At 53.2% G+C, this 19,080-nt stretch carries 19 protein-coding genes and 1 pseudogene; 8 read left to right on the plus strand and 12 right to left on the minus strand.

What is annotated here, in order from left to right; translation table 11 throughout:
* Positions 1 to 180: 180 nt before the first annotated feature.
* From ORD20_RS01170 to ORD20_RS01185, 4 genes and pseudogenes are all read left to right on the plus strand, one after another.
* Positions 181 to 948: pseudogene (locus ORD20_RS01170) on the plus strand (HsdM family class I SAM-dependent methyltransferase); the annotation flags it as partial.
* A 610-nt stretch (positions 949 to 1,558) separates the two neighbouring features.
* Positions 1,559 to 1,780 carry a PaeR7I family type II restriction endonuclease gene (locus ORD20_RS01175; RefSeq protein WP_430626426.1) on the plus strand — a complete coding sequence of 74 codons (222 nt, stop codon included), beginning with the start codon at positions 1,559 to 1,561 and terminating at the stop codon, positions 1,778 to 1,780.
* 115 nt (positions 1,781 to 1,895) lie between these two features.
* Positions 1,896 to 2,111, plus strand: a complete 216-nt coding sequence (locus ORD20_RS01180) for a hypothetical protein (protein WP_430626427.1) — start codon at positions 1,896 to 1,898, stop codon at positions 2,109 to 2,111.
* Positions 2,108 to 3,064 carry a transposase gene (locus ORD20_RS01185; protein ID WP_430626428.1) on the plus strand — a complete coding sequence of 319 codons (957 nt, stop codon included), beginning with the start codon at positions 2,108 to 2,110 and terminating at the stop codon, positions 3,062 to 3,064. Before ORD20_RS01180 ends, ORD20_RS01185 begins: the two co-directional genes overlap by 4 nt.
* 115 nt (positions 3,065 to 3,179) lie before the next feature.
* Here ORD20_RS01185 and ORD20_RS01190 read toward each other — a convergent pair whose 3' ends face one another.
* The 6 genes from ORD20_RS01190 to ORD20_RS01215 all read right to left on the minus strand — a co-directional run bounded on the left by ORD20_RS01190 (position 3,180) and on the right by ORD20_RS01215 (position 7,303).
* Positions 3,180 to 4,223, minus strand: coding sequence for a glycoside hydrolase family 113 (locus ORD20_RS01190; protein WP_103375626.1), 1,044 nt, complete (start codon positions 4,221 to 4,223; stop codon positions 3,180 to 3,182).
* 157 nt (positions 4,224 to 4,380) lie between these two features.
* Positions 4,381 to 4,662, minus strand: a complete 282-nt coding sequence (locus tag ORD20_RS01195) for a hypothetical protein (protein WP_430626429.1) — start codon at positions 4,660 to 4,662, stop codon at positions 4,381 to 4,383.
* Between the two features lie 148 nt (positions 4,663 to 4,810).
* Positions 4,811 to 5,209, minus strand: a complete 399-nt coding sequence (locus ORD20_RS01200; RefSeq protein ID WP_430626430.1) for a hypothetical protein — start codon at positions 5,207 to 5,209, stop codon at positions 4,811 to 4,813.
* Positions 5,206 to 5,763: a hypothetical protein gene (locus ORD20_RS01205; RefSeq protein ID WP_103375628.1), complete on the minus strand. Its 558-nt coding sequence runs from the start codon at positions 5,761 to 5,763 to the stop codon at positions 5,206 to 5,208. The genes ORD20_RS01200 and ORD20_RS01205 overlap by 4 nt, the downstream gene beginning before the upstream one ends.
* A gap of 140 nt (positions 5,764 to 5,903) precedes the next feature.
* Positions 5,904 to 6,629, minus strand: coding sequence for a diguanylate cyclase domain-containing protein (locus ORD20_RS01210; RefSeq protein ID WP_103375629.1), 726 nt, complete (start codon positions 6,627 to 6,629; stop codon positions 5,904 to 5,906).
* 224 nt (positions 6,630 to 6,853) lie between these two features.
* A complete protein-coding gene (locus ORD20_RS01215) occupies positions 6,854 to 7,303 on the minus strand; it encodes a hypothetical protein (RefSeq protein WP_103375630.1) in 450 nt (149 codons plus the stop codon).
* A 297-nt stretch (positions 7,304 to 7,600) separates the two neighbouring features.
* On the opposite strand from ORD20_RS01215, the gene ORD20_RS01220 reads away from it, so the two are divergent.
* Positions 7,601 to 11,224, plus strand: a complete 3,624-nt coding sequence (locus ORD20_RS01220; protein ID WP_103375631.1) for an Ig-like domain-containing protein — start codon at positions 7,601 to 7,603, stop codon at positions 11,222 to 11,224.
* A 127-nt stretch (positions 11,225 to 11,351) separates the two neighbouring features.
* Here the strand turns inward: ORD20_RS01220 and ORD20_RS01225 are convergent, their stop codons facing one another.
* The 4 genes from ORD20_RS01225 to ORD20_RS01240 form a co-directional block, all read right to left on the minus strand.
* A complete protein-coding gene (locus ORD20_RS01225; protein WP_103375632.1) occupies positions 11,352 to 12,110 on the minus strand; it encodes a G1 family glutamic endopeptidase in 759 nt (252 codons plus the stop codon).
* A 198-nt stretch (positions 12,111 to 12,308) separates the two neighbouring features.
* Positions 12,309 to 13,376: a permease gene (locus tag ORD20_RS01230; RefSeq protein ID WP_103375633.1), complete on the minus strand. Its 1,068-nt coding sequence runs from the start codon at positions 13,374 to 13,376 to the stop codon at positions 12,309 to 12,311.
* A 432-nt stretch (positions 13,377 to 13,808) separates the two neighbouring features.
* Positions 13,809 to 13,976, minus strand: coding sequence for a hypothetical protein (locus ORD20_RS01235; protein ID WP_158246277.1), 168 nt, complete (start codon positions 13,974 to 13,976; stop codon positions 13,809 to 13,811).
* Positions 13,977 to 14,168: 192 nt separating this feature from the next.
* Positions 14,169 to 14,957: a hypothetical protein gene (locus ORD20_RS01240; RefSeq protein WP_103375634.1), complete on the minus strand. Its 789-nt coding sequence runs from the start codon at positions 14,955 to 14,957 to the stop codon at positions 14,169 to 14,171.
* 235 nt (positions 14,958 to 15,192) lie between these two features.
* On the opposite strand from ORD20_RS01240, the gene ORD20_RS01245 reads away from it, so the two are divergent.
* The 3 genes from ORD20_RS01245 (at position 15,193) to ORD20_RS01255 (ending at position 17,752) form a co-directional block, all read left to right on the plus strand.
* Positions 15,193 to 16,089, plus strand: a complete 897-nt coding sequence (locus ORD20_RS01245) for a LysR family transcriptional regulator (protein WP_103375635.1) — start codon at positions 15,193 to 15,195, stop codon at positions 16,087 to 16,089.
* A 76-nt stretch (positions 16,090 to 16,165) separates the two neighbouring features.
* Positions 16,166 to 16,792, plus strand: coding sequence for a hypothetical protein (locus ORD20_RS01250; RefSeq protein ID WP_103375636.1), 627 nt, complete (start codon positions 16,166 to 16,168; stop codon positions 16,790 to 16,792).
* Between the two features lie 87 nt (positions 16,793 to 16,879).
* A complete protein-coding gene (locus ORD20_RS01255; RefSeq protein ID WP_103375637.1) occupies positions 16,880 to 17,752 on the plus strand; it encodes a hypothetical protein in 873 nt (290 codons plus the stop codon).
* An 18-nt stretch (positions 17,753 to 17,770) separates the two neighbouring features.
* On the opposite strand, the gene ORD20_RS01260 is transcribed toward ORD20_RS01255, so the two are convergent.
* Positions 17,771 to 18,640 (minus strand): M48 family metalloprotease, encoded by an 870-nt coding sequence (locus ORD20_RS01260; protein WP_103375638.1) that lies wholly within the window; start codon positions 18,638 to 18,640, stop codon positions 17,771 to 17,773.
* Complete coding sequence (locus ORD20_RS01265) at positions 18,633 to 19,019, minus strand: BlaI/MecI/CopY family transcriptional regulator (protein ID WP_103375639.1); 387 nt, start codon at positions 19,017 to 19,019, stop codon at positions 18,633 to 18,635. The genes ORD20_RS01260 and ORD20_RS01265 overlap by 8 nt, the downstream gene beginning before the upstream one ends.
* Between the last annotated feature and the right edge of the window lie 61 nt (positions 19,020 to 19,080).

Here is a 19,080-nt window from a genome sequence, read left to right on the forward strand (position 1 = left end):
GAGCGCTCTTTCCCTGCAGGGAAAACCCCGTCAACAACCTGACTGACCCCTTATCGCAGGCGGCAAATGGATAGTCCGACGCCGCCGGCAGAGGTTTGGCGAGATTCTTGTGGTGACATGTATTGATGGAGCTGCAGAGCACAGGAGGATCAGCCATTGATAGATATTTCAGATAGCACATTGCGAAAGACTTATGGCGCGATTTATACTAATCCCGAAGTGGTCAATCTCATTCTGGACCTCGTGGGCTATAGCCCCGATAAGCGGCTACATCAGTTCCGGCTACTCGATCCAGCGGTGGGAGAAGGGGCTTTTCTCACCGAGGGCGTCAAGCGTCTCTTAAGATCCTACCAGAGTCATGGCGGGATGCTGGAATATGCCTCAACTCAATTGGCTGATAGTGTTCGGGGGATAGAAATTCATGAGGACACCAGAGAAGTCTGCCGGGCGAATCTCTATGCCGCCATGGTAGCGTATGGCCGCTCACACCGTACCACCGATGCTCTATTAGACCGGTGGCTCATTGATGGGGATTTCTTATTGTGGAACCACGACCGGTCGTCTACGGACGACGGTCTTAGGGAACGCTTTGACTTTGTCGTGGGGAATCCTCCCTACGTCCGGCAAGAATTGATCGCACCAGACAAGATATTGTTATATCGCCAACAGTATGCCACGATTTATGATCGAGCCGACCTCTATGTACCTTTCATTGAACATGGTCTTGACCTGCTGAACCATGGGGGCACGCTGGGGTTTATTGTGGCTGACCGTTTTATGCGCAATCGTTACGGGAAACGTTTGAGAGAATTGATCGTATCCCGTTATCGGTTGAAACATGTGATTGACATGCATAAAACTAGTCCCTTTGCCGACGAGGTTTCGGCCTATCCTGCGGTGATTGTCATTGAAAATACCGAAGAAACCAGGGGCCCCGTGCATGTGGTGCGCATGGAGCGCGTCAACGAAACCACATGCAACTTGGCGCGTCAGGCCCTACTGCATGGTGAGGAATCCCGTGACGTGGCTGTTCAATGGCACCGATTCGAGACGTGGGTCAGTGGCGATGCGCCATGGATCTTGGAGTCCACAGATTACCACAACGTTTTGCGTAAACTAGAGCAACAACATCCGAACTTAACCGATCCCGTGCACGGCATTCGCGTGGGCATTGGGGTCGCCACAGGGGCTGATCATGTATTCATTATTGATCCCGTCCGTCAAAAACTTGACGTGGAAACGCAGGTGTTGCTCCCTCTGGTGATGACGAGAGACATTGCGCAGGGCGACATCCACTGGGGAGGAAAATATGTCATTAACCCGTTCGAACTGGACGGCTCGTTGATCAACTTGGACCAATTGCCGAGACTCCGCGCGTATTTTGACAAGCACGCTGATACCATTAAGCAGCGCGCCATCGCGAAGAAATCTGGAGCAAACTGGTACCGGACAATTGACCGGATCTATCCGGTCCTGAGGGGACAGCCCAAATTGTTGATCCCCGATGTGAAAGCCGCTAATCATATTGTGAAGGATAGCGGGAAGCCTGGCCAACGGTGTGAAGGCATCGGAAATTTTTACGTCCGGAAAATTGGAACTGCCCGGGTTTTATCGTCCCGCCAAACAATGGGATTTAGTGGTGGTCAGACATCACCCGTCTGGAGTGAAGCGACTCGTCGCGACTATCGAGGTCAAATCGCATGTCGGTTCGTTTAGCAATAACTTCAACAACCGAACCGAGGAGGCTATGGGTAGTTCCCCATACGCGCTAACTTTGTAAGATATATTGAAAGCGGTCCATGGCGAAGTATTGCACTTTCACACACGGTCCCCCAAAAAAGGCTGGCAGGATTGCTTTCTCCCCCAAGGCTGGGACTTGTGGAGCCATCGCGCGCTTGCGCGTGATTCAATCTGCCGAAGCGTTGCTCCGCATCATTTTCGCGTATGCCTGGAATGATTGGTCCTTGCGTACGACGGCGGCATGGGCCAGCCGCATCGGGTTGGCAGATCTTTCGGATGTGGCCGTCTTAAAACGCTTACGCCACGCGCCAGCGTGGCTGGGGCACTCCTGGATCAATGGTTCCGATCCCAAGGCATCGGCACCGCCGTGAAGAGCCGGTTTCGGCTCGTGCTGACAGATGGGAGCACGATTCAACGACCCGGCAGCTCGGGGACCACGTGGCGTCTCCATGCCCAGTGGAATCTGGGCACAGGACGGTGGGAACACGTGGAACTCATGGACGCCCATGGCGGCGAGTCCCTGACGCGGCTGCACTTGCGGCCCCGCGACGTCGTCTTGGCCGACCGCAACTACGCCAAACCCGCAGCCGTGGCGTGGGTGCAGAGTCAGCACGCGGAGGTGCTCGTCCGGTTCGGGTGGAAGGCTTTGCGGCTCCAAGAATTGGACGGCACTCCGTGGTCTGTGCTGGAAGCCGTCCGCACGCTCCCTGATGCCACTCCGGGGGAATGGACGGTGCAAATCGCCGGAACGAAGGACCACCCCGCCCTGCGGGTGCGGATTGTGGCGATGCGGAAATCAGCATCCGCGGCGGAAAAAGCGCGCCGGACCGCCCGCAAAGAGGCGCGCAATCACGGACATACGGTCTCCCAGGCGACCTTGGACGCCGCCGATTATGTGTTGATTTTAACGACCTTGTCCGCCGCAGAAGCGGACGCGGCCGAGATTCTTGAACTCTATCGTCTCCGATGGCAAATCGAAATCGCCTTCAAACGATTAAAAAGTTTAATCCATATTGATGAACTCCGGGCCTTCGACCCGGACCTCGCCCAAACGTATCTGCTAGCGAAACTGCTGGGGGGCGCCGTGCTGGTGGACGCCCTCCGGACCCACGGTCCGGATTTTTCCCCCACGGATTTCCCGTCCAGACGGACATCCAGCGCCGTGTGGCGTATTTCCCAAATGATTTGGCAGGATCTTCAGATCATCGTCCGGGGCTTCGTCAATCTGGACGATTGGCGCCCTTCAGCGCGAACATGGACCAAAGCACTCCATGAGCGACCACGTAAACGGTGCCTCGCACTCGATTCGGCAGCCTTAGGTTAGCGCCTATGCGGATTATCCCCCCAACACGGTGGGGGGATAATGCATTAATGATCTTCCCGACTTTCCGCCAATGGGTGTCGTTATCTGACAAGATCCGCACGACGCGGTGGTCCTTTTACCATGCCGTCTGAATCACGGCCGCACTCGGGTGCCCGATGGGGTCAAATGAGGCGCCTTGGCCTGAGCGTGGCAGCATGACGCCCCACCAATAGAGACCCTGGGCATGGCCCTGCCACGCTTTAATGGCAGCTGCATCATATTGGGCTTGCACGGACCAGTTCGTTGGTCCCGGAGGATCCCAGACCCATGGGGCTTGCCAAGCACGAGGCTTGGGCATAACGCCGAGTTCCGTGATGACGAGGTTAGGGATTTTAGCGGTTTGTGATATCCAAGGCTGCCAGGCCTGCACCAAAGCCGACTCGGTACCGGAAGGCGTATTGAGTGGATAATAGGCATCAAGACCAATCCACGTCAATTGTTTGGTCCATGGTGGCAGGGCAGCTAAGCTTGGGCTATTCCAATTAAACGAGTACAAGAGCGGGCCTTGATATGCCTGTTTCACCGCATGTATAACCGTATCCCAGCCTTGGTTATCGCTTTCTATTGACGAGAGCTCTGTGCCGATATCAAAAGCCCCGACATGCTCTTGTTGTCCTAATGCAGCGTAAGGGATGAGAGCCTGGGCATAGTGCTTAAACCAGCTGTTCAATGACTGCGGTGCAATATCACCACGCCAATGACCTGAAGGCGTTAACGTGCCCTCGTCTAACATGGGACGAAGCATGACGCTGAGATGATCGTGGTACGCTTGCAAAATGACCTGGCGAATGACACGGGGCGACGGCGTAAAATGCACAGGGCCAACATTATTGGCTTGCCAATTGCTTTGTCCGAAAGGAATAACAATGGCAACGGTGCGAACGTGCAAGGCAGCCACAGCATTTATCACGCCATCAATTTGAGAAGGGGTCGGGGTATTCCATACCTCGACATTGATGCCTGATTGAACTGTGGGCCAAGGGGGAGCTAATAAAGGCTTGGCGATGACGTGCACCTTGTGGGGTGGGTGTGTGGCAACGGGCTGAACGGCAGCTTTTTGGCCACACCCTGCCAAAGTTAACGCCAGGGCGCTCGCGAATAATAAACGTAAATAATGCATGAGATGCCTCCTTGCGCATGCAAGCACCAAGAGCTGTGGCGTAGGTCCGCCTTCCATGAAGACCGCTAAACGTGAAAAGATATAGAGCTCCGTCGATGCTTCTTTTTACGATACCCCTTTGAGAAACCTATCAGATTCCCAAAAGGCGTGGGGTGAACTAAGCTTTAGGCTGCAAACTTTGGTGAAGAATGCGTTCAGCCATGGTGATGAGATTGGTTTTGGTTGTCGCGATGGCTCCCGTCCACGTTCCGTGCGTGCGGGGTGCAACCATGGCTTCAGATACCGTGAGCGGTTCTAACCGAATAGGGCTGGATGACGCAAGTGATGGCGCACTGGCCGGAAAAGCCGCAAGCGACCACCGCAAGTACCGCACGCCATCAGGCTGCTTGACCGAATCTGTCCACTCAATATCAACATACGTGGATCTCGGTCCTCCCACGTAGTTGGCAGGCAAGGGCGTTGTGGGAGATGGGCTGGGGCTTGCCGAAACTCCCTTTCGCTAGGGAAAACAAAGGGGTGAGCAAATAGAACACCAGGCCAGATAGACGAGCGGACCTAGCACTTTGCGAAAGGCCTCATTAACCCAATTAAGACGCGCCAATACCCCAAAAAAGCCACGTCATCGCTAAGATCCAAAGCGGCCAGAGGAGGAGTCCAGCATGATCAAAGACAAACGCCGTAGGCCAGCGCGCAGGTCCAACGACGAGAGCCAGCCCTGTAATAGCGGCAAGACTGATGCCTAAAATCGCATCGAGTTCACTATCATCAGGTCCTTCAAAAGGGACGGCCAGCAAATTCCATGAGGCCCATCCTATGGCCAAGATGGGAATCCAAATCAAATCGGCAATAGGAGTGTCCGCTAAAATGTTTTGCCATAACGGAGACGCATAGGCTAACAGAGGAGCTGTGCAAAGGCCAACCCAGAGAATCCAAAACCCCGTCAGGCTATGCCTTGGAGTTCTCGATATGGCGCTATTTTTCGTCATGGCCGGACCACGCGGCGCTTTCTAACCGCGTAAAAGAGCCAAGGCGATACCATCAATAGCGGTAACGCTGCGGCCCAAGGCACTTCTGGAAGTTGGCTAAATGGCAACGAATTATAGGATACAACCGGCGAATTTGCGGCAGGACCTTGTGCATTGGAACTATAGGTCATTTGAAAGGTTTCGTGAATATTCGGCCACCCATGGGGTGCGGGAAAAAACAAGCTTAACTGTGTTGGTGGTTGGCTGGGTAGGGGTGTGCCGGGCTGAGTGGTCACATCTGGCATTAATGAGCCATTTTGTGTCTTTATCACGTAGTTCGACGTGTATGAACCGGGCGTTGTCTGATTGGGCCATCCGTATAATGTGAGGGTGCCTGGCGGTAGAGAGGTTCCTTGGGGAATTGTCCATGTGGCCTTTAGCTGGCTTGCGCCTTGCGATGTGATGGTGAGGGTACCGACATCGGATGCGGCCATCGTGACGTGGCTAAATCCAATAAGAAGACTACCAGCCATTCCCAAGGCAGCGCTGAAACGAAGGACGGTCGGTGAAGGCATTGGCTTTCATCCCTTTCTATCGAACTGATATAAGAGTCTTGTCACAAGGCTCGACGGATCATTCAATGTGTAAAAAATATCGTGAATTAATAGCCTTTGACAGTGCCGATAAAAGTCTCAAATCGTGTCTCACACTGCCCTTAGGAATCTGAAAGGCTGCGAACCTTAAGCGGGGGTTTAATGGCCCGGTGTTCCCGAACGAAATGACGGATCTGCTTTGAAGACGAGGGCGTTTGGGTCTTGCGCTGACGCTTGTCTTGATACATGGCACGGTCAGCGCGGTCGATAAGGGAGCTCAAGGAGTCACCGGGTTCCCACTGGGCTACCCCGGCCGAAAATTGAAGCGTGGGATCGGCACGGCGCAAACGTTTGAGCGTTTCACACGCGATAGCTTTGGGCGTATGTGGCAATACCAGGATAAATTCATCCCCGGCCCAGCGAATTAACTGGTCGGAGCGCCGAATATTAGACAGGACTGTGTGGACGAGTTGACAGAGCAGATGGTCACCAGCCTTGTGACCATAGGCATCATTCATTTGTTTTAGGTTATCGAGATCGATAAAAATAATCGAAAATGGCTGGTCCTCGTGGGTTTTTTGTAACATCTGCAGCAACGCAATTTCTCCGGTGCGGCGCGTCAGCGCCCCGGTTAAGGCGTCCCATTCCGCAATCTCGGGTACGGATGAGGTCGCTGCAGCAATCGCCCCATAGCGGCGCAGCATATCCGTAAAAATGACACGCACGGTATGATAAATTTCGCCGCGTGAAATATTTAACGCGGTAATCATGTCGTCAATTGAGGCACCTTGGGCCATCAGTTTCAAGGCTTGATCGTAATACGAATCGGTGTTGGAATGGTTGGGCATTGGTGCACGCCTCCTTGTATCTCGTGAGAACCATGGTGCCCTCTTTCGGGCCCAACGCAGGTTACCGTGTTGTTTAAGTAAGCATAGCGGGAGTTCGTGCCAAAAACAGTGCTAATGGGGGTCGCAGATGCCGTCTCAAAGGGTTTATTGCTACAACGATTAAATTGGCATCTTTGCCCGCAGCTGCGCATGACGGCGAGCAAAGATGCCAAAATCACGAAAGGTTACCCCGGAATACGACGACGCCATGCCGAAACGGCCCATGGCAACACTAAAATCAACGGAAGGCCTGCAGCCCACGGAACTTCGGGTAGTTGCCCCTCGGCAAAGTTTGCTTCGGCCATTTCAATGGTCGTGTTCGACCACGATGTATCACCTGGAGGGAGCGTCACAGTGGTCGAGTAAGTACCTGCTGTTGTGACTGTTCCGTCAGACGCTGGTAATGGCGTGGTGGTGCCATTGTAGATCGCTTCCACGGCCACATATTCTCCGTCTGTTAATCCAGACCAGTACCATGTCGCCGTTGCTGTGTTGCCCTTAACATTGGTAATGCTAACATAGCCTTCTTGCGTAGAGTTTGAGTTACTTGCTGCCATGGTCATGCTGCCAAGTGCCAAAACCATGGTGGCTGCGATGCCCAAGATGCCAGACAAACGCCATAGTGGTGAAGTCATTGCTTCATCGTTCCCTTCTTATTGAAACCCGTGCCGATTACCGATCACCATGGCCTCTGTTTATAAAGAGGGCATGATGACGCCCTTACTATAGAAGTCCATAGGTGCGAGGACAGTAGCGAATGTTGTCTCAAGCAGTGTCTCGATTAGTTTAAGGGGTATCAGCTTGTCTTACGAGGGTTGTACACCCCACTAAAATGTCCTTCATGGAATAGAGGAATGTGTCGAACTATGTCGAATAGTGTCGATTGTAATACAGTGTTTGAATAAATAGAAATGGAGGTTTTATCTCTGTTCATGAAACGTATGGGTCGGAGTTTCTTAGTGGCGGGACTCGCGGCCTGTGTTCTCAATACCCCTTTAGTGCAGGCTTCCTCTACGCCACAAAATCTCACACAGCTCTCGCTGAACCGCTATGGAATAGCACAAGCGGGCCACACCGTGACATTTCAGGCAGCCGCCACTGGGGAATCGGCCGACTATCAATTTTGGGTCCAAACCCAGAAAGGATGGTCCATGGCGCGCAATTATTCCCCCAATCCGAGGTTTCAATTGGCTCTCGCAGATGGAAGCTATGTGGTGGCGGTCTACGCGCTTAGTGCCTCTTCTGTCCATTCGGGCTTATGGAATCAAGCATTGGTGGCGACGGACATTGTGAATGTCGGGAGTGCTGTGCACCTCAGTGTGGGACCGACCGCTACGCAGAATCAGGGAATGACAGTCGTAGCTCAAGCACGCAACCTTATTTCACCGGTTTATCAATTTTGGGTGGAAAATCCCCAAGGGCAATGGACGGCCAGTGGCGGATATCAAAGCAGCAGTTCTTTTACGTACACGCCACCCGAAGCAGGCACGTATCATATCATTGCTTATGCTAAGGATCCGGCAGCCCCTAATACCAATCAAGATGCCGTGTGGAGTCAGACCCATACGTTTACCGCTGCACCAAAGACCGTGGCAGCGGATTCCCTAACGACGTCTCTCATGAATCCATTGTCTGTGCTAAGTAATCCTAATGCCCTGCTCTTGGGGCAAACCGCCCAAGTGCAGGCGGTGGTGACAGGAGCTAATGGTCAACCCTTGGCGGATGTTCCGGTGGTGTTTACGGCGACGAATGATTCGAATCCAGCCGACCATGTGACCTTTCCCCAAGGATTAAATGGCAATGCTGTCACCAATGCCCAGGGCATTGCCACTACAACAATGACCGTGACCAATCCCAACGACAATTCTTCTTCAGCCCTAGCCTTAGACGCCTCTGCTGTGACCGCCGTCGGTTATCAAGTCTCAGTGCCATCGGCCCCCGCCTTGCAGCCCGTTCAAGGGCAAGTCCTTTTTGTAGCGCTGAATGAGACTGGAACCACCATCGGATCTGCGACGGGCTCCGTCATGACGAGCCAGCGGCTTGGGACATCGATGCAAACGCAAGCCTATGCGGTGAGCCAGAACACCGGCACGCCCCTTGAGCCGATGCTTTCTGCGCAATTTTTGCTGCCACAAACCTCGACCGCGCCACAGACCATTGCGGTGAACCAAACATCGGGTTCTTATGGAGCCGATAGTGTATGGCATTCTGTGCCTATTGTAGTACCGCAAGCTTTTTCGAGCGCTAGCGTAAACATTTCAAGTTTAGGGTTGTCAGCGGGTAGTGCCTTAACGGTCACGTACACACCTCAAGATGGTTCCACTCCTTACGTGCGGGTGTTGATGGGGCCCTTAGCCGCCAATAATTTTGGTGTGCAACTTCCGGCTCAGTCTGATGGCGGCCAATTAACGTTTACGCTTACCGCGCCGTCGACCGTGACGAGTGTACAAGCTACAGGGGTGGGGGTGCAGTCTGTGACCTATTATCCCCTTGCCCAAAGTGTCACAAGTCTTCGGGTTCCGGCGAGCGACGTGACGTGGACGGCGAATCCGGTTAGTTTCACCGCTTTTAGCCCTTTAAGTGCAAGTCAGGCCGCAGCTGATTTAGGAACGCAATATCAAGAAGGCACCACGTATCAAGCCGCAGTGCCGGTATATCCCGAAGTGGGAGACGGCGTCGTTGAAGCGCTTGGCGGAGGCGCGGTTACCGCGGCCTATTGGATTCCATCGCAAAACAATGGACAAGGCCAAAATGTCCTGGTATCAGGTCAAAGCGTACTCCCTGTGACGCCTTCTGAAGCGCTGGCGGCACCTCAGCTGACATGGGACTCTACGGGGAGTGTGAGGGCACGGCAATCAGGAATTGCCGAACTCTACGGAGTACCGCAAATTCCTGGCGTTGCCTTTCCTTTGCCGGGATTATATACGGCCGTATCATTTGTTCCCGCCTCACAAGCAGCAAGTGAACCGTGGGGGAATGCTTTGGCGGGACAAACGGTGCAAGTCACCGCGACTGTTACGGATGACAATGGTAATCTGGTGGGCGCGGGTACGCCTGTGACATGGCAAATTAGTGGGGCCGGCGTTCAGGTCTTGACGAAACAAAGCGAGACAGGTGCTAACGGCACGGCGTCTGTGGTATTGACCGGAGCGGGGAATGTCAAAGCCATTGTGTCGGCGTTTAGTCAAGGATTTGAGACCATGGTCAGTGATCAAGCGATGGCCCCATCCCCTACCGTTATGGTGCAGTGGCTTCCTGTCAGCTTACTTTATACACCCCAAGGAGGCCAGGATTTAGATGTGTCTAATGCTTTTACTCAAGCGCCTTTGGTGACGTTGACACTAGGCTCCACGCAGTTCGGGATGACTTTATTGGCCGGTCAGATGCCATTAGAGGGAATGGAGATCTCCATCACGGGAACGGGGACAGGGACGCTGAATAAGGTGGATGTGATCTCAAATGCCCAGGGGCAGGCTACCTTTGAAGATGCCTCTTCGCAACCGGGGTCGCAAGCCATCACGCTGGCGGTAGATTCCGCATTGCCAGAGGCCATATGGATTGATGGCGGGCCCGACGTGGGTCAAGGGCCCACATCGGCCTATGCGCACTTGACCATTCCTGTTCAGTGGCAAACGTCCAATGATGCACCGGTGCTTAAATGGGCACCAACTCCCTTAGCATTGGCGGCCATTGGGCAAACCGCAGACCTGACGGTGCAAGTGCTGGGTCCAAATGGCAGCCCTGAGGCTAACGTTCCGATTGCATTTTCTGTATCCGGTCAACAAACAGCGGTCCTAACGAACTCCCAAGCGACGACAAACGCCAGTGGTTTCGCCCAAGTCGGATTGTCCTCGGGCAGTCTTGGAGAAAGCGATACGGTTATGGCACAAATGGTCGGAAGTTCCCAGTGGCTGATCAGCCATGTGACCTGGACACAGCCGCCGGGTCCCACTACCCTAACCCCCGTATCGCTCAGCTTGAGCGCCGATAATCTGCCTAACCAATTGACCGTCAGCTTCTCGCGAACCCTGAATCCAGATTCTGTGCTACCCAACGGGTCCCAGTTTACGGTGACAGATCTGACCACCAACGTACAATATCAGATAGCGTCAGCGCAGGTAAGCGGGTCTCAAGTGGTGTTGACATTGTCGGGTCAAAATCCCGAACTTCCCTCAGGGGATGTGATTGCGGTGAGTGTCAATGCATTGACACAAGCGGGCATCACCACGGCCGTCACCGACAACTACCAGCGTCCGTCTCAAATTGGACCTGTGACGCTAGTCACCCCGTCATCGCCCACCGTCGTTGCAGCGGTATCGGGTAGTAGCCTTGTAGTGACAGTCAACGACGGAACGGGTGTATCCTCTGAGCAATCGGTGGTCATCGTGCCTTCTAGTGATCTTGATACGGTCGGGAATCTCGCCCCCGGGGCGGTGTATACGGCGGTGACCAGTGCCTCGACAGGTAGTCAAACCTTTACCATCCCCTATACCGCGACCGATGCGGGAACTTTCACGGTGTATTTTGATGGGGTCGATACCGTGTTGACGGTCTAAGGATTTCTTAGAGTCTCATCTATTTTAGGCGCCGGGCGGTCTCGTAAGGGACCGTTCGGTTGCTGGTTTTAAGCCGGTACATACGGGGGTGAAGATGGATGCCGCAGCCGCAGGTAAGGGAGCCTGGCTAGGGACGAAAGGCGGGCAGGCTCACCGCAAACGTGGTGTTGCTGACTAAAATGGGAGCGGCATCAATGGCGCCATGAATGCGCAAATCGATGGGCATGGATTGTTTGGCGGTGACGGTCACACCTGTGCTCGTTTGGGCTTTAGCGTAGAACAGCTCGATAGGATGGAAGGTGGGAAAGTGGGCGAACTTATTATTAATCAGAGGGTCTTCGACGATCCACTCGGCACTCTTGGCGGTGAGGGGATAGCGGACATGAAAAATTTGCCGGTAGTTACCGGCTTGCAGTGTCAAATTCCACCGAGCTGCTTTGACATGGGTAATGGCAATATGCACTGGCGCGCCGTCTGGCAAATTGCGGGCAATGGGTTTTAATGGTTGCGGTAACCCTTCAATCCACAATATGGTTTTGGTACCGTAAGCGGTCTTTTTCGTCAATGTGCCAGCTTGCAGCAACCGCCTTTGAGGGGCGCCGCCGACACCGACCCAGATGGCTAATGACCCATTGGAGATAAGGGTTGGAACACGCCACGTGGCCTGAACAGCGGTGTAGGTGGCGCTGGAATTGACATATCCGGCCCAGTTCCGGCTCATTTCCAAGGGCTCGCCTTGTGAGGGCGGTTGCAACGAGAAGGGTTGAGGTGCTGGAATCGAGACAGGATCAGACTGGGGACTGAGCCCAGGCCAGCTAATGACCGGATTGGCATTAATCGTCAGAAGGCCAAATCCTAATGCGACGATCCAATATAACGGCCGCATAGCCCCTCCTTCTCGTGTGTCATATCACCCTGAACTGTCTCCTTGGTAATAAGTTTACCCTTGTTTTACGCTAATGCAATCACCCACCACGACTGCGACTAGAGCCATTGTATGATTTCTAGGAATTTGTCTATGACAAAAGGTCAAAAGCTGGCTTGGCCGGCTTTTGACCTAGAATGTTTTACAAAAGTCATGCCGTTATAGGAGAAAATGGCCAACAAGACCGGTAATAAGGCCAAATATGGCAACGGTAGCGGCCAGTTTCGCCAATAAGGACTTGGGGAGCGCCGTGCTCACCATGGCCATGGAGGGGAGACTGATGGCCGGCAAGGTCATCATCAATACCGCAGCGGGGCCGACGCCTAAACCATATCGCATGAGCACACTGACAATGGGAACTTCTCCTGCGGTAGGAATGACAAATAGCGTGCCGACGATGGCATAGAGGATCCATAGCCACCAGGCGTGGGAGAGATTTGCGGTCATGGCAGGAAACAGCCAGGCACGCGCAGCACCCAAGGCCATGACGAGCACAATATATTCCGGCAAGAGCCGTGTCATGAGTTTCCACAAGGAGCGAAAAAAGCGGGCAACAATATGGACGGGGCTGTCAGAAGGGCGTGGAGGGACCGGCAAGGTGGTTTCATCTAAGCCCGCTGGCTGCCACATATCGCCCAGCTTTGCAACAAGCGCCACTAAGACGATACCGAGCCCTATGCGCAAAAGAGCCCAGTTCCAGCCCAGGACAAACCCCATAAAAATAATGGTGGCAGGATTGAGGATGGGGTTTCCGATCCAATAGGCCAGGACAGCCCCGGTCGAAACTTTTTGTCTTTTTAAATTGACCACAATGGGAGCGGAACAGCAGGTGCACATCATTGAGGGAATGGCAGCGAGTCCTGCTAAGGTGCGACTTTTCCAGCCGATTCGGCCTAAGGTAACGGCTAGCCAATCCGGGGGCAATAACGCATCAACTCCTGATCCAATGACCAGGCCGGCAATGAGCGCGATCCAAATATCTTTAAAATAGCTCCATGTATAATCCCATGCCGCATGCCATGAAGGGGCGGGAGCAAAGGGCGCTGACCCCGTGATAACGCTGGCACCCAGTGTGTGATGAGCCGCCACGCTGAAGACTTTGTGGTAATAGGGATTCCATTTGGCGATATAGACGAGACTTACGCCGAGGATGACAAAGATGATGACGGGCCATACTGGCCAAGGAGCTGAACGATGCTTGGAAACGGCGCCTGTATGTAAGGACATGCTAGATCAAGGCCTCCTACCTTAGTGTTTTGTATCAATTCGCTTCTACTCGTTCTTTTTGTGAAACCATGGGAACTCCCGGTCGTCCGCTCTCGGTGAACGGTCTCAACAAGTCTGCCCACAAAGTTTGCAAGGTCTTGCTCGAATCGTCCAGCATGACAAGGGGGGACGTTCTTAAACGCAGGGTCTTGTGTCCTGCCCAGCGGGTTGACCAAGACGACGGGTATACCACGCTGTTGGCTTGACCGGGTGGAGCCCCCATCAACGCGAGGGCACTGGGTTTGGGCAAACAGTACAGACTTGCCTGCTGTTCTCCATCATACAAAATATGGCACCAGATGGTTCGTCGAATCTTGCTTGCCAACAGGGGCGAAAAAAACCAGAGGTCTCGCGAGCCATTCAGACCTCTGGGCCGTGCCATGGCAATGTTTTTCAGTTTTTCTTCTCGGAGGCCACAATGGAAACTTGCATTTGACCCGCATGCTGGATGCGGTCTGAACTGCAACGGGGACAGACCGTCGCGCGGCTGCCTTGGGGAAGCAAAAAGACTTGGTCACAGTCAAAACACTTGAATTCCATCAATGTAATGACGTCGCTCATGGGGAGTAGCTCCTCTCTGCCAAAGACATTCTGCCAACAGTAAAAACGAGAAAGCGAAGCGGCGACGGAAGCGGAACGGTTCTGACGACAAGTTCCTTAAATAACCTATTTTGGTCTTCCTTGCGCCCGCATCTCAGATATCATAGCGTAGAACTTGTGAGAAGACTATGGAGATCATCACAATTCCCCGTGTTAGGTAATAGGAAAATGCGAGTGGTCCGGCAAGACATCAGGGAATTGACTAGAGGGGAGAGTTTTGGCGGCCGCCCGGTTGTACCAAATTAGTGTTGCGGCTGCGATAGCGGCTGCAGATAAGGTACCCCATGGGGTTTGGGTGATGAGACTGTAGATCACGCCAACGCCAGGCATAATGTACGTGCCTACGGCAATGACAGCACGTGCCACAGGGCTAAAAACGGGGCGAAGAAGCCATGCAAATAACAATGACACCCCGATGAAGGCACCAAACAGGACGGATAATCCAGCAAAGATCGCGTGATGAAGGTTGGCGGTGCCGACTGCTGCCAAACCGAGAACAAACCCTGCAATGAGACTGGGGCTCATCATGGCCAAAGCAGCCGATGCACTTTTCGGCCAATGGGGAGCAATAACGCGCAATGTCCAAGAGACTGCGCGAAAATGCGCAACTAACCCGGTGGCCGAGGCGGATGCTAAAATTGCGACGAGGCTTTGGCCTCCATCTGCGCCCCAGGTATCTGCCCACCCGAGAATCCCTAGAGCGAGAACGTATAGGTTGCTGGCGACGGATTTCGGTGAGGAGCGCCTGGACTGGCGTGCGAGTTGTCTCCAAATGGAGAGGCTAGCGAGTGCTAGGGCTGCGCTCAAAATTTCCGCGTGCCACATCTGCACGCGGCCTGTTGACGATATGGGCAGAGCCGTGGCCATGGCAACAGGAATTAGGAGTCCTGTCGAGATGCCTTGTAGGGCCGACAAGGTCAGTGACTGGGCATCGGAACGCATCACGTCTTCTCCTCACTTTCTTTAAAGTTATGATCTAAATGTGGCGGTGGATACCCTGTTTCAAACCGTGGATTTACAGCGTAGAACCTTCGCCCACCTATCAAGAATGCAGTACAATAGTGTAAAATAACTAGTGACAATAGTCTATAAAATTCAGCTTATTGTTTGCTATTAATAATACAAGAACTCGCGGTGGATGGGAAGTCCGCTGTCGTGAAATGGGAAGGAGAGCGCCGTGAACGAACAAGTCTGGACGACTTTTAAGATGGTAGCAGAAGTGGGCTCGATTTCTCAAGCGGCGCGAGCTCTTAACTTATCCCAATCAGCTGTCAGTCAACAAATTCAAATGCTTGAGCAATCTTATGCGACACACCTTTTTGTACGTACTAGCCAAGGGGTTCACCTGACGGAAATGGGTGAAGTGCTATATCGCTATGTCACTGCTTTGCTGCGGCTAATCCATGAATCGCAAGACGCGGTGCAGGAGTTAACGGATAGCCGTCCCCAAGTACTCGCTATTGGGGCGAGTTTGACCATTGCCGAATATCTGTTGCCAGGTATATTGGCTGAGTATTGCCGGGATATGCTTAATGCTCGGTGGTCCGTTACCATGGCCAATTCACGTACAGTTTTCGAGCAAGTGCTCAATCATACCTTGGATATAGGTCTTATTGAAGCGCCTATGGTCGATGCACAGGTGGTGGTCCGGCCATTTTTTGATGATCAGCCGGTGGTGATGGTGGCACGCACGCATCCTTGGGCTGAACGCCAGGAAGTCACGTTAGAAGAATTCATGGAAGAGCCATTAATTTTACGTGAACCAGGTTCAGGGACCCGCATGGCTTTAGAAAATGCTTTAGGCTATGAAGGGATTGATCTCAAGCAGTTAAATATTCGTTTGGTTTTAGGGACAACACATGCGATTAAGCAGATGATGCTTAAAGGACTGGGGGTTAGTGTTTTGTCTCCGCTCACGATTGAGCCAAGAGAGCGCGATTTATTTGCCTCGGTGCAAGTCGCGGGGTTGAGTCTATACCGAACGTTTTCATTGGTCTATCATCGTGATGCGATGACGCGAATTGGCGAGCGTTTTGTGCAAACCGTCATGCGAGTTCCGGCCAGTATGGCTTAAAATCCCGTATGCCCGCCCATAGATCGGCATTGTCCAGTACAATAACGATAGGGATACAGCATCAGGAGGTGGGCGAGTGAGGGCATGGGTCAAGGGAATCGGGGCCGTGGTTGGCGGCCTAGCCGCGGTGGTGGTCTTTTACCGAGGGGTTTCTTTGTTGTTGCCGCCTGTTATTCCCGTAACGCATCCGGTACAATCCCAAGCTATTGCGACCGTGCGGGCGCATCATGCACGCCATGTGCATCGCCAAAGCGTGTTGCCGTCATCGCCAGGTAGCGCGCCGGTAGGACCTAACGGGTTGGCCAAGATGGCTTATTCGGGTAGCGTGTGGACTAACGCCTTAGCACGGGCCCGTTCCCTGCATTTGCATCTTCTATTGCCGACGCATGCTTATCCGGATACGGCATTAGAAGAAAGTTATGTTGATGGACCGGACTTAGACCTGGAATTCAACAACATGTTGGCTATCGAATCAAACACACCCATCGATCCGGCGTATCAACCGGCCAGTGTGGCCAATGTGATGTTGGCTGATGGGGTTGCAGCCCAATGGATGTTGATTTATGGCGTGGGAGGACCTGCTTACCGGTTAGATTTTCAACAAGATGGAACGTACGTCCGCTTACAGTTGTTTCGCATCTATATTCCGGCTTCAGCGGGTTCTAACGAATTGATTGCAAGCCAGTTTGCTCCCATGTCATAGACGGTCATGCCTTGCCAGGAGATTCTAATGCAGTGTAAACTACAAAATGTAGTTTATAGAAGCTTCTTGGGGGAGGTTAGCAAGTTTATGACCAAACGAGTGATCGGGGTTGCTGTGTCTTTGACGGCCGTGTTGGCCGGATGTGGGACCACATCGCAAGCCGCCAAGCCTCAGACGTCTGGCTCTAGCACCATGAGCAGCACACCCGCTAGCAAAAGTTCCGTCGCATCTTCCGTGACGGTGGCAGAACTCAATACCAATAAAACGGCTCAAATGGTCCAAGCCGGGCAAGAAGCCACATTCGTCGTAACGGCCACAACGGCCAGCGGACAACCGGCGGCTAATCAACCCGTGATCGTCTATATTGGGCCCATGGTGCCGTTAGGTGCCGGGGTGAGCCAGTGGTATTCGACCAGCGCCCAAACGGCTTCGCCTTACGTGGCAAGCTATTCGAAAACAACGAACAGTATGGGACAAGCTACCATTGTGCTCCGTGGCCAGCCCACCAAGACGATGGAGATGATTGGCATCAAAGTGGGTTCTTTAAGTACGTTTAATCCGTCTTCCATGAAAGGAGCGGGGCTCATGGATGCTTGGTGGACAACGTCCACGACAAATCCGACGGCTCCAGTCGGCGACTACGTTGTGGTTCAACCGTTTGCCCGGGTGGTTGCCGCACGATCATCTCAGCCGCTTACGATTACGGTCATGAGTCCTTCAGGCCCGGTGTCTGGAGCGAGTGTCAGTGTCACGCCGAAAACGCCCGGAGCTTCCTCGTCTATGGGGGGATCCTCGATGAGCTCCTCGGGTGGCACGCATCTAACCACCAATAGTCAAGGGCAAGTCTCATATACCGCAAAAGCGGGGGCATCGATGACGGCGTTACCCGTCCGCATTGTGGTGTCCCAGGGTATGGGCCGCATCGCGGGTGGTCTAAACGCTGATCTGATGGCTCAATAAGTATGTGATGGGTCGACTTTAGTGACACGCCACCGCGATACATGCTGCAACAAAAAGGCTCGAACTGATGGCGGGAAAGGTCAGAAATGGCCAGAGAATGCCAACGGGATGATGGGAGTTCCCTCCATCAGAGGATGCTAGGGCGTCAATACGTGCCTGCCAGCCGCTATTCCAAGCGGGTTCGCTTGGAAAGGGGGCGGCAGGTTGGTTTTTCAGGGCACGCACGGTAGCCACCATCGCATGAATTAAATGATCGGGAGTTTGCTGCCACGAGGTGGCAAATTGGTCGGCCTGAATTTCCCGAATGGTTAAGTATTGGCGATATAGTGTGCCGAAACCAAACCCAGGCAGTGTGTGAATCAATATTATGAAAAGCTGTTGAATCGCATAATCTTGCGAACGGACATGACTATATTCATGGGCGATGATGGCAGCTAAAGCTTGGCGGTCGAGCAAATGTTGCATGGAATGCGCGATGACGATGGTGGGGGTACGAAAGCCGTAGGTAAAGGCATGGGGTGTGCTTTCCGTTAGACTGACGAAACGCACCTGGTTTGATGGGGCCAAGTTAGGGGGAATGAGTTCCTCCGGTAGTGGGGACAAGCGAGATTCGAGCTTTGCGGCGATGGTCGATTGTTCTCTGATATGGCGGGTGCTGATAGCAATGAGGCGATAAAGATATCCACCTAACAAGGCAGACACGAGAAGACCTAAAACAACAAGCCATAAGGGGACCGTCATAGGCCCCGGATGCATGGGGGATTTCATGAGGGCCCAAGCGAGATGGTGAGTGAGGGTTGCATCAAGCGCTCCCAATAGCAACACAGGAAGTGCTAATACCGAAGCCAACCCTCCAAGCCAAATCCAGGAACTGACGGTCTTAGTCATGGCCTTTCTCCTTTTTGCGGCTGTGTAAAATTTCTTCGAGTTTTTCTAGAGCGCCGGGTTCAATTTCGTCTACGGCGTCAACAAAGTGAACAAGACCGGTTTCACCGAATTCGGATAAGAGATTTTCCACAGATTGTAGCGCCCGAGCTTTGGCGACGCCGTCTTCAGGGGTAAGCTGATACGAGTAATGGCGCACCCCGCCTTGGCGTACAAGGAGCCCTTGGATGACTAAACGGTTCATGACAGTGGCCACGGTGTTGATGGATACGGCGCGTTTCTTCAAGATTTCTTCATAGACCGATTTCACGGTGGCTTGGCCTTGCCCACGAATAATGTTCAAAATTTGATTGCGAAGGTGGTTGCGTGTTGTTAGTGGCATGGTTCTCACCCATTTCCTATGGTGGTTAATAAGCCTACATTATATAGAGATTGTAGCATAG

The organism is Sulfobacillus thermotolerans (assembly GCF_039623705.1).
Classification (GTDB): Bacteria; Bacillota; Sulfobacillia; order Sulfobacillales; family Sulfobacillaceae; genus Sulfobacillus; species Sulfobacillus thermotolerans.